We start from the raw sequence: 12,444 nt of genomic DNA, 5'->3' as shown, positions 1-12,444 counted from the left end.
ATTCTTCGCTGCGCTCAGAATGACAATTTACTACTTAAGTTTGGTTTGATTTTGATGCTATAAAATTTTTCTAAATATAGAACAGGCAGGGATGCCTGTTCTATATTTAGCTTTTACAGTTTCAGTTTACAGTTTCAGTTTACAGTTCCAGCTTATAGCTTCATTTTTGGTTGCAGGGTTTTATGCTGGGTAAATTCTTAGCCTGCGGTTAGGTTCTTCACCGAAACTGTTAGATTTTAATCGATAATGCTCGACTAATTCGTGTTGCATTTTACGTACTTGAGCGGAACGGGGTAATAATTCTACTGGTTGCCCTTTGGGAATTACTATTTGCTCGACTGCAAGTCTTGCTTCTTCCAAAGCATCCATTTCGTCGTCGGTGCCGTTGTGAAGAAATAGCTGCAATTCGTTTTCATCAGAAAATTCTGGGTCATCGATGTTAAGCATTCTTCGCAACCCGCGCGTAATTTGCGGGATGGTACTCGATTTAATCATGTGCAGTGGTAGGTGTCTTGACTTCGCCAATTGCCTTAATTTGGCATGGTTTTTGACGTGTGACCGCAGTGCCAAAATAGAATCTGCACTGTCTATGTCTTTTGTCAAGATAACTGGCAAGTTTAATACTTTGATGACTTGTTCGAGTTGATGGCGACTCACACCATATGGATAAATGTGCAACGGCAAGTCTTCGCCATTGGGTCCTGGTACTCGTGAGTTTTCATCAAATTCTAAGTCTGAGGTATCAAAACTTGCTTCTTGTGAAAGCAAACGGTCAAATTCGCTTTTCGGTGCATTGGAGCCGTTTAGCTCAGTGGGTACTGCCTGCAACGGCGCCATTCTACCTGATGACCGCCAATTACTACCTTGCTGCCGTTGGGATGCAAAGTTTTCATCGAGAGTTGTGACGTTTCCACCTCGACCATTTATTGCTGTTAACTGGCGAGTAATAGAAAGTTTACCATTTTCATCGACGGTTCGGGTTTGCGGACTCGGTTGGCGCCCACGTAATAAAGTGTCAACTGTATCAGCAACACTTTCGTGAACAACCCAGCGCTTACGTTCGTGCATTTCAACTGCAATATCGAACGTGGGTAATGCTTTACGTTCCAAAACAGTTTTTTGACTGCCTCTTCGTCGTGCCTCGTCGTCTCCCAACGTCACAGCTTGAATACCACCTACTAAATCTGATAAAGTGGGGTTTTTAATCAAGTTCTCAATTTGGTTCCCATGCGCTGTACCAACTAACTGCACGCCTCGTTCCGCAATTGTCCGCGCTGCTACGGCTTCAAGCTCGGTACCAATTTCATCAATAACGATAACTTCTGGCATGTGGTTTTCCACTGCCTCAATCATCACTTGATGCTGCTCGTTTGGATGGGCGACTTGCATCCTACGAGCTCTGCCAATTGCTGGGTGCGGAACGTCCCCATCACCAGCAATTTCATTCGATGTATCAATTATGACCACACGCTTGTTAAGCTCATCCGCCAAGACGCGGGCAATTTCGCGCAGCGCAGTAGTTTTACCAACACCTGGGCGACCTAGCATGAGTATCGATTTACCTGTTTCCACTAAATCGCGAATCATGCCAATCGTTCCAAAAATTGCTCGACCAACACGACAGGTCAAACCAATTATTTTGCCGGAACGGTTACGGATGGCACTGATACGGTGCAGGGTCAGCTCAATCCCCGCACGATTGTCTCCACCAAAGCTGCCCACTCTAGATACACAATCATCGATTTGTGCTTGAGTGATAGGTGCCTCCCTTAAATACTCAGCTTTATCAGGAAAGCGAGCTTCTGGACGGCGCCCTAAATCCAAGACCACTTCTACTAAACTATCTCGTTGCGGATGATTCTCTAGAATTTCTCGCAGGTCTTGAGGCAGTATATCTAATAACTTTTGGAGCTCGTCTTTAATCGTCATGCTTTTTATGGTGACGTTTTAAGAGATTTTTTGGACATTTATGATGCGCGAAATTAACTATAACAAAGTGCTTTAAAAAGTACTTGTTATAAACCCTATTAACTGAAATAACACTTAATGCAGTTTCAGTACAAGGTACGCGCTATACTTTGCTGTGACTTGAGCTGGGAAACGAGAGAATGGGCAAGTTTTACCGCTTGCCAGAGCAATTCAGGCTCGTCCTCTAGACGAACACATTTAACATCGTATTGATTCACCTCCTTTGTTTCTAACTGTTCCAAAATTGGTGACAGCAATGCACGCGCATAACTGCCGTATGCTATACCAGAAATATAAGAGTTATGAGTTCTGAGTGCTGAGTTCTGAGTAGAGACGTGATTAATCACGTCTTTACACTCAGCACTCAGCACTTTATACGGCTCACTACTCTCAGCACTACTTCTTAGCATTCCCATTGCCTTTAACTTAGCAACAGTGTAGCTATTTGTGCCTCCTGCTAACTGCACATATCCTGGTAAATTCGCTTTCAAAACTTTTTGCCCCAGCTTTATTGCCGCAATAGTGGCGCCAGAACCAATATCACCGCTCATTGGACGACCATCCGTTTGCCAAATTAAATTAGGAACGGTTGGAGCTATAAGTTCATATAGGGCATGTAAATAGTCAATTAAATCTTCGCCATCAGGACAACTGACAGCAACTAATTTTAACTGCTCAACGTGCGGCTCGATTGCTTGCCACAACCGCTTAAATTCCGCAAAACGTCCTACTTTGGTATGTATTTCTACTGCGTCTACTCCTGTTGACAATACCAATGGTGCTATCGCTCCTGGCGTTGATACATAAGAACTTGTATAAATTATATCATAGGGACAGATAGGGATACAACGTCCACAGCCATAACATTTTTGCGATACTACACCAGAGAAATTACTGGAATGTGAGTTAAAAACGATTGCTTGAGCGGGACATACTTTCTCGCAAGGTCTTGGGCAAGTCGAAGGACATAAACGTTCATCAAATTCGGCTTTGCGAAAGTGGGGGTCTTCTCCATCGTTTAGACTTACCATCAAGAAAGGCATCTTTACTTCACAGTTGATACCCAGGCTTTGAGATTTAGTGGATAATATCGAAGCAACTCTAAGCGCGTCTTGTGCTGCTGAAATTACAGCAGGGTCGGCTGCTACATCGATACAGTCGGCGCCTGCCAGTGCATAAGCTAAAGTTAAACTTCTCACCGCAGGCAAGTGTTGATAACTGGCTCCGCAGATCAGCTTGAACCAGTGACCAAAATCTAGAGAACGTAAAGGGTTAAACAAATCAGTCACATTTCTATTATGCTATTTGTGACAAAAAATGGTAGCCCTAACCTCTAAAAAAGTTTTTGCTCTTTGAATTGAAAACCTTTTTAGTTACAACGTACTATAAGTGATTGGAATTTCGATGACAAATTTAGCTCCTTCTCCTGGCAAAGAATAGCATGTTAAATTGCCATGATGCTTTTGAACCACAATTTGGTAACTAATCGATAATCCTAATCCAGTACCTTTACCTACAGGTTTTGTAGTAAAAAATGGGTCGAACAATCGTGAACACGTAGAAGAGTCAATTCCAGGGCCGTTGTCAGCAATAATAATTTTGACGGTATTTTTGCTTGTATGCTGCGTTTGAATCAAAATTTGCGGTGAGCCATGAGAATTTAGAATTTGTTGTTGGGAAGCTAATGTTTGTGTAGTGTCAAAATTCTCTTGACTTAACGATATTACAGCATCTTCTTGCAATCGGTTCTTTGTCCCCAGGCGCCATGCTCCATTTCCCATCTCTAAAGCATCAATAGCGTTATTCAAAATATGCATGAAAACCTGATTTAGCTCGCTAGCGTAACACATCACAGAAGGCAAAGCTGCAAAATCTTTGACAACGGCAATCACTGGACGATGAGCAGTCTCCTTGAACCTATGCTCCAACATAACCAACGTGCTTTCGATGCCTTCATGAATATCCACCGACTTCATAATCGCTTCATCTAAACGCGAAAAATTTTGCAGTGCTAGTACAATAGCTCTAATTCGCTCTGTACCCCGATACATGGCGCCCATTAAACTTTGTAAGTCATGAACTACAAAATTCAAGTCGATTTCTTGAATTGTTGCTTGAAGCTTTGGCGTTGGATTCGGATATTCTTTTTGGTATATTTCTACTAGTTTTACTAAGTCTAGAATATATTCATTTGCGTATTGTAAATTGCCGTAGATAAAACTAACGGGGTTATTAATTTCGTGCGCGACTCCTGCGACTAATTGTCCAAGAGCAAACATTTTTTCATTTTGTATTTGTTGGACTTGAGCAGCTTTTAATTCGTCGAACGCATTTTGCAGTAATATATTCTTTTCTTGTAATTTATTTTGTAGTAAACGTAAATTAATTTGATTTTCAATTCGTAATACTACTTCGGCGCCGTGAAAAGGTTTAGTGATATAATCAACACCACCAACATCGAAAGCCTTAACTTTGTCTAACACATCATCGAGTGCGCTAATAAAAATTACAGGAATTTCATTTGTTTTATCTTCTGATTTTAATTGTTTACATACTTCATATCCATCCATACCAGGCATATTAATATCAAGTAAAATGACATCAGGCAAAAGCATTTGACACGCAGTTAACGCCATTTTACCGTTCAGAGCTTTACGAACTTCGTATCCTTGTGCTGTCAACATTGCTGATAGCAACCGCAAGTTGTCAGGTGTGTCATCGACAACGAGTATATTAGCTTTATAATTATGATTGCGCTCTAAAAGCATCTCAAAAAATAACCTGTTCTATATTATCTTAACAATTAATATTACAAAACACATATACTGGTAAACGAATAAGACACTTCACAAACAAAACCCAAGAAACCGGGTTTCTACGCAAAATCGTCTTTTTATTACAATATCTCAATGAAGAAACCCGGTTTCTACGCGTTCATTGTTGCAGACAAATCGTCTTTGTTATTACAATATCTCAATGAAGAAACCCGGTTTCTACGATTTCACTTGTTACACGTAAATGATTTTGTCAAAAAATATACTTAGAGTGCAATAATCCAGAGGTATATAGCATTCGGTCGATTTATCGCGCAACGTATAGTCAGCAAAACTTATAATTGTCTACTAACTATCGGGTAGTGCGATACTTTTTGTAACAAGTCTAATTTAAGTATATTAGATAACATGCGCGTCTGAATTAAATTATCGTTATTTTCACATAAGCTTTTTATTTTTGTGGCATCATATATTATGTTACGTTACCCAGCGCTACCATTGCGGATTAGAAGCAATAAAATCGAGGACAAGTTCTTGCTTTAGGGGTTGAGAGAATAAAAATCCTTGAGCGAGGTCGCAATTTAGAGTACGCAATTGAGCAAGTTGTTCTTGGGTTTCGACACCTTCAGCGATTGTCAGCATTCCCATTGAGTGTGAAATGCCAATCATTGCGGGTACTAGTCCCATATTTTCTTGATTATCTTGCATCCTCTTGACAAAAGACTTATCAATCTTTAGCGCATTCAACGGAAAACTATGAAGGTAGCTTAAGGAAGAATAACCCGTACCAAAATCATCAATAACAAGTTTGAATTTTTTTTGTTTTAACTGCTGTAGAATTCCTCTAACTATATCGTTATTTTCCATAATCACGCTTTCTGTAATTTCCAATTCAACGTAGCTAGGATTAACCTGAGTTTCTGCGATAATATTATCTACGACGGCGCCGAAGTCAGGATAAGAAAATAACCGTGCAGATAAATTAATATTGATTGTGATATTTTCTAAGAATGCTGAATGCTTTTGCCAAATTTTGAGTTGTTTTAAAGCAGTTTTAAATATCCAAATATTCAATGTGTAAATCAACCCGATTTCTTCTGCTGCGGGTATAAATTCGGTAGGTGGAATCATACCTTTAGTTGGGTGTTGCCATCGAACAAGAGCTTCAAAACCAGCGATTTTACCTGTAGCAAGTGAAATAATTGGCTGGTAGTAAATTAAAAACTCTTCACGCTCCACAGCTCGACGTAAGTCATTTTCGAGTTCTAATATCTGAATAGCTTTAAAATGCATATCAGGGTCAAATACGTGATATTGCGCGCGTCCTGATGACTTTGCACGATACATTGCAGTGTCCGCATCACGTAATAAATATTCGGCTTTTTCGTAGTTATTATTACCCCAACTAATACCAATACTAGCATTCATAAACACTTCGTATCGCGACAATTTGAATGCTAATGACAATTTTTTCAAAACAGCTTCGGCAACATCAATAGCCATATTTAAACCAGTGATGTTTTCTAATAAGATAGCGAATTCATCACCGCCAAATCTTGCTAAAGTATCGAAAGGGCTTAGTAATGCCTGAATGCGACGAGCAATAGCAATAAGTAATTCGTCTCCAACAAAATGACCAAGCGAGTCGTTAATCACTTTGAAACGGTCACAATCTAAAAATAAAACGGCAAATTGATAGTTAGTATCTTGTTTGGCATGTTTCAGCGCTCTTTCAAGCTGTCGAATGAATAAAACGCGATTTGGTAGACCAGTTAAGGAGTCATGCAAAGCAATGTCAAGAAGTTTACCCTGTAGTTCACGTCGAGAATGAATCTCAACTTGCAGTTGTTGCATAGCTTGTTCTAACTCTTGAGTTCGCTTCTTTACTCGTTCCTCCAACTCCGCATTTAGCTTTACAACCTCTAAACGAGCTTCACGCAGAGCAATTTGATTTTGCACTCGTACCAAAACTTCTTCAAATTCAAACGGTTTTGTGATATAATCTACACCGCCTACGCGAAAAGCCTTGACTTTGTCAAAAACATCATCAAGTGCGCTGACAAAAATTACCGGAATATCAGTAGTCTTATGCCAGTTTTTCAAACGATGACAAACTTCATAGCCATCAATTTCAGGCATCATGATATCAAGCAAAATTAAATCGGGTAGAATCGTTTGGCACGCAGTTAAAGCCATTTGCCAGTTTAGAGCTTTGCGAACGTTGTACCCTTCCCTGATTAAAATCGCTGACAAAACTCTGAGATTATCGGCGGTATCGTCGATAATCAATATATCTTTCTTTGGATTGATCAAACTGACATCGTTCATTCTGCATTTGCTGTCTAAAAATTCTTTAATTTTCACCAAATCGCTTAACGAAAGGCGCCTTTATAGCGGAAACATTAACTAGTCGAGCAACAAGGCGTCGATAATGCCGTAATAACTACCTCTTAACTAGAGAAGCACTATCCAGATCGCTTCAAGTCAGCAATTTGCTTAATACACATTTATACCTAATTTCTGCATAAATAACAAAGTTTCAAACTTGTTATAGCATCTTGATTATTGGTTAAGTATTACTGAATAAGGTCAAATAACCGTATACAAGAGACTTTGAAAATCTTTTCACTATTTTTTTACAATGCCACCAGTAAAATAAATTACCATGCTTTTATCAGTACAACCAAATATTACGCTGTAGAGCAAAATTCATTGCGAAGGTTAAAATAACACAGCCCACTTGCATTCCTAATTAGATATTCATCGAATTGGTAATTTTACAGCGAAATAATAAAAAAAACCGGGTTTCTTCGTCTAAAATTCAGCATTTTCCGAGCTTACGGCACTAAGTAACTGAGATTAAAATTAAAGAATAATTTGATACACAGCTTGAAAGCTGACACAGGGAATGAAATCTGCTGATAGCTTTAAAAATGTTCAGCAATCTGAGCAAGAAGGTTTGCTACACCGTATTACCGACCTAATTAGGCAAACTGTAGAACTGCAAGAGATATTAAATGCAGTAGTCTTGGAGGTTCGTAACTTTTTGCAAGCCGACCGGGTAATGGTTTACAAGTTTGATGAAGACGAAAGTGGCGAGGTGGTCGCCGAATCAAATGAACAGCATAAGTTACCCTCTTTATTGGGGCTACATTTTCCAGCTTCAGATATTCCGCTCGAAGCAAGAGAAATGTTTCTTAAAGCTAGACAGCGGTCGATTGTGGATGTAGCGAGTGGTAAGATTGGCTTGTCTCCACTTGATTTGCCTTCTTCGTTCAGAATAAATGAGCTACAGGGAAAGGAAATTATTCAATATCGTGCAGTTGAAGAGTGCCATATTGAGTATTTGAAAGCGATGGGAGTACAGTCCTCGCTAGTCTTGCCAATTTTAAGTCAGAAGTTCCTTGAACCTGGTTCTCCAACAAGTTTATGGGGTTTATTGGTATCGCACCATAGTCAGCCGAGAACAATTTTTAAACGCGAGTTGCCCGTCTTGCAGCAGGTTGTAGACCAAGTATCCATTGCTATTACTCAAAGCAATTTGGTTGCACAAGCGCGTATAGAGCAAAGGCGCCAAACAATAACGAATCAGGTTATAACTCAATTACATTCGCTACCAACAACTCAACTTCAAGCCGCACTTGAGACAACAATAGAGGCGCTTTCGGGTTGCGGGGGTAGAATGTATATTTATGCAACTGGTAAGTTATATACTCATGGAGAGCAGCCGAAGTTACCAGACTCATTACAAAACACGGCGATTGAAGAACATCCTTTTTGGCAGCATTGGATGGAAGAATTTAGATTTGATAGCGTTTGGGCAATAACCGACATTTATAAAGAGCCAGAATTAAATTTTCTCACAAGCGCGTTTCAACACACCAAAATTCGCGGACTACTAGTAATGCCTCTTGGCTACTATCAAAATTTTGTTGGTGTCGTCAGTATTTTCCGCAATGAGGATAATACTGAGATTTTATGGGCAGGACGGCGCCAAAAAAATCTCTTAAATGCGTTACCGCAAATTTCTTTTAAAGCATGGCACGAACAAAGACAAGGAAAGGCGCGGGTTTGGAGCAGTGAAGATATTACACTTGCTCAAACATTGGCGTATCATATTTCCATGTCAATTCAACAGCAGTTAATGTATCAAGAACTGCAAGAATTTAACTTAACTCTCAAACAGCAGGTACAAGCACAAACATCCGAATTAGAAAAAGCACTACTAATTACCGATGCGGTTCGATTAATTAGCGAACAGATTCGCGGTTCTCTAGATTTCAAAACGACTTTACAAACAATAGTTAGTGAAGTTCGTAAAATATTAAATGCCGACCGGGCATTAATTTATCAATTATTTGATGATAACAACGGTGAGGTAGTTGTCGAAGAACTCAATGGTAATTGTTCATCTGTGTTAGCAGTCAAAGCACCATTAGAGTGTTTCCCTGTCGAAAGCGCACGTATTTGTCTGCGAGGTCAGGCAAGAGCTATTAATAACGTTGCCACAGCTGCGCTTACCCCTTGTCATCAAGAATTTTTAAAAAGCTTGCACGTACAAGCAAATTTAATCGTACCAATTAAAATAAGTCAACAACTTTGGGGTTTATTAATTGCTCATCAGTGTGAGGCGCCGAGAGTTTGGCATAATGATGAAATCGGCCTTTTGCAGCAACTAGCAGACCAAGCAGCAATAGCAATTCAACAAGCACAACTTTACGAACAAAGTCGCACTGCTGAAACAGAAGCAAAAAGTAAAGCAATGCAGCTTGGACAAGCACTCTACGATTTACAAAAAACTCAAACTCAATTAATTCAAAGCGAAAAAATGTCTGGATTAGGACAACTAGTAGCAGGTATCGCGCACGAAATTAATAACCCCGTCAATTTTATCTACGGCAACTTATCTCACGCTAGCGAGTACACAGAACAATTAATCGAATTAATAAAATTGTATCAACAACAGTACCCAGATGATAACAGTGTAATAAACGCCAAAATCAAAGACATTGACTTAGATTTTGTCACAGATGATTTACCTAAAATCATGTCCTCAATGGAAATAGGGGCTGAACGTATTTGTTCAATTGTACTATCTTTACGCAATTTCTCGCGCCTCGACGAAGCGGACATGAAACCCGTTGACTTACACGAAGGTATTGATAGCACCTTATTGATATTGCAACATCGTTTCAAATCCAGCGTAGATTTTCCAGGAATCGAAGTGATTAAACAGTATGGTGACTTGCCACGTGTTGAATGCTATGCTGGACAAATTAACCAAGTATTTATAAATATTATTTGTAACGCCGTCGATGCGCTTATTGAAAAGTATAAATATAAAGAGACAAATGACGATAACCCTCAAATACTGATATCAACGGCAACATCAACTAATAAGCAGTCAGCAATTATTCGTATTACCGACAACGGTGTTGGAATAGCTGAAGATATTAGAACGCGGATTTTTGACCCATTTTACACCACCAAAGAAGTAGGGAAAGGTACCGGGTTAGGATTAGCCATTAGTTATCAAATTGTGGTTGAAAAGCACGGTGGTATTATAAAATGCACCTCCAAGCCGAATCAAAATACTGAATTTATGATTGAAATTCCTTTAAAACAAGATATTATGCACAAATAATTATTTATTTAATGGTTTGTAGGTGTGAAATATTGGCACGAAACGATTGCAGTCTCACAGCGAATAATAACTGAACTTCTGCGCCGAAAACGTAGCTTAATTTTTTGGTGTATTTTTCCTGTCTCAGTATTAATTATTAATGGATTGATTATAGCTGAACGAGCAAAGCTTTCACTATCAGTGGCATTTGAAAATGCCGCACCATCAACCTTAGTGGGAGCAGCATTATTTTTTAGCTGCTTAGGTGGGAGTGTTGCCACCGTAGTCGCAGAACGAGAACAGCGCACCTTAAAACGTTTATTTATTTCTCCCTTAAGCGGCGCCTCATATTTTATGGGTATTTTTTTAGCCCATAGCTTTATTGGTATTGGACAAACACTACTTGTATATAGCGTAGCAGCATTTTGGGGCGCCAGTTTCAGAGGTTCCATACTACTTGGAGCAATTATCATTCTCACCAGCATCATCGCTTACGTAGGATTAGGATTCATATTAGGCACACAGCTAGCACGTCGCACCGAAGACGTAAACGCCTTAGTAGCAGCATTTGGAGTCCCCTTACTAATATTAGGAGGCTCCTTTCTACCAACATCACTATTTCCCAAAAGCCTACTAAATATTGCCCGCTTCAACCCCATATACCACATGAACGAAGCCCTATTAAAAGTATCCGCAAACGGAGGAAACATCGCCGACATAGAACCGCACCTCCTATTCCTACTATGGTTCGCACTAATCATGATAGTATCCGGCTGGCTCTCATACAGACGAATGCTACTTGTAGAAAGAAGACTCTAGCAACGGATGATAAACGGATGTAACGGATGTAACGGATAATCAAATTGTCATGCTGAGGCACGTTAACGCAGTTTTCTTGCAGGGTAGCATCTCCAAATTGTCATGCTGAGGCACGAAGCATCTCAATACTGCGTAGGTTTTGAAAATTTCTCGAAATAGATCCTCCCTGACCCCCCCTTATTAAGGCTACGGTGTACACACAAGTCTTGAATAGCGTGCTTCGGGGGCTTCGGGTGCAACGGAAAGGCAGGGCGGGGAGAGAGAATATGAGGCACGATTGATTCTTATTGGATGCAAATATCTGTAAGAATAGTTCCTCAATTTCTCCACTCCTTCCGTTTCTAGCCTCCAAAAGCATCCAAAACTCCCCTGCTCCCGATGCCAAAAAGTTATGTGTACACTGTAGCCTTATTAAGGGGGGAAAATAGTGCTTTTAGCCCCCCGAATTCGCGCTCTGTTGGGGGGGATTTTAATTCTATCCCTTTGCAGTATTGCGAAGCATCTCTATAATGTCATGCTGAGACACGTAAACAGAGTTTTCCTGCTTTCGCGCGCATCTTTCCTAAATTGGTACTACTGGTTAACTCAACCAGTAGTACCAGCTTGATACGTCCTCACACGCATAAAAATGAAATGCATAAATCATTGGCGAGTCAATAAAGTAATTTTAATTACTAAAATTATTTTTAATTACGTATTTATTGCAAAAAAAGCGCTATTTTACAGGATAAATTTGTGCAATCAGTATATTTTTGATACAGTTTCATACTTTTACCATGTAGAGGCACATCGCCTCAAATCGCCAAAAATGGTACTACTGGTTAAGTTAACCAGTAGTACTACCAGCATACAAAACCATCCGTTACATCCGTTTATCATCCGTTGCCAATATTTTCCCTTGCCCAAAGAGCAGCTTGAGTACGGTCACGCAATTCCAAGCGAGCTAAAATCTGACTAACATAATTCTTCACCGTCCCTTCAGTCAAAAAAAGTTTTTGAGCAATTTCACGATTATTCTTACCCTCACCAATGAGAGTTAGTATTTCCAATTCCCGCTCACTGAAAAGTTTTTGATGAGAATTTAGTTTAGCAGGACTTGGAGACGGGTTTAGTTGAGCAAATACTTTCGGTGCAATAGTGGGGCCAAGCTGACTATGACCTTGATATAAAGTGCGAATTGCATCTGCTAACTGCGAGGAAGGAGTACTTTTAAGCAAATAACCGAGGGCGCCTGCTTGTAAAGACTTCCAAATATACTCA

7 protein-coding genes are annotated in these 12,444 nt (G+C 39.8%); 2 read left to right on the top strand and 5 right to left on the bottom strand.

Annotated elements, in window-relative coordinates; genetic code table 11:
• Positions 1–180: 180 nt before the first annotated feature.
• The 4 genes from DSM106972_RS38055 to DSM106972_RS38040 all read right to left on the bottom strand — a co-directional run bounded on the left by DSM106972_RS38055 (position 181) and on the right by DSM106972_RS38040 (position 7,070).
• Positions 181–1,929: a R3H domain-containing nucleic acid-binding protein gene (locus DSM106972_RS38055; protein ID WP_127085560.1), complete on the bottom strand. Its 1,749-nt coding sequence runs from the start codon at positions 1,927–1,929 to the stop codon at positions 181–183.
• A 125-nt stretch (positions 1,930–2,054) separates the two neighbouring features.
• Positions 2,055–3,257: a circadian clock protein LdpA gene (gene ldpA, locus DSM106972_RS38050; protein ID WP_127085559.1), complete on the bottom strand. Its 1,203-nt coding sequence runs from the start codon at positions 3,255–3,257 to the stop codon at positions 2,055–2,057.
• 84 nt (positions 3,258–3,341) lie between these two features.
• Positions 3,342–4,736, bottom strand: coding sequence for a hybrid sensor histidine kinase/response regulator (locus tag DSM106972_RS38045; RefSeq protein WP_127085558.1), 1,395 nt, complete (start codon positions 4,734–4,736; stop codon positions 3,342–3,344).
• A gap of 498 nt (positions 4,737–5,234) precedes the next feature.
• A complete protein-coding gene (locus tag DSM106972_RS38040) occupies positions 5,235–7,070 on the bottom strand; it encodes a two-component system response regulator (RefSeq protein ID WP_127085557.1) in 1,836 nt (611 codons plus the stop codon).
• A 580-nt stretch (positions 7,071–7,650) separates the two neighbouring features.
• On the opposite strand from DSM106972_RS38040, the gene DSM106972_RS38035 reads away from it, so the two are divergent.
• Positions 7,651–10,386 (top strand): GAF domain-containing sensor histidine kinase, encoded by a 2,736-nt coding sequence (locus DSM106972_RS38035; protein ID WP_127085556.1) that lies wholly within the window; start codon positions 7,651–7,653, stop codon positions 10,384–10,386.
• A gap of 24 nt (positions 10,387–10,410) precedes the next feature.
• Entirely contained in the window at positions 10,411–11,184 is a 774-nt protein-coding gene (locus tag DSM106972_RS38030; RefSeq protein ID WP_127085555.1) for an ABC transporter permease, read from the top strand.
• Positions 11,185–12,059: 875 nt separating this feature from the next.
• On the opposite strand, the gene DSM106972_RS38025 is transcribed toward DSM106972_RS38030, so the two are convergent.
• Positions 12,060–12,401, bottom strand: a complete 342-nt coding sequence (locus DSM106972_RS38025; protein WP_325052257.1) for a response regulator transcription factor — start codon at positions 12,399–12,401, stop codon at positions 12,060–12,062.
• Between the last annotated feature and the right edge of the window lie 43 nt (positions 12,402–12,444).

The sequence above is a fragment of the Dulcicalothrix desertica PCC 7102 genome, assembly GCF_003991905.1.
Classification (GTDB): Bacteria; Cyanobacteriota; Cyanobacteriia; order Cyanobacteriales; family Nostocaceae; genus Dulcicalothrix; species Dulcicalothrix desertica.
This window is presented reverse-complemented; position numbering and strand designations above follow the sequence as displayed.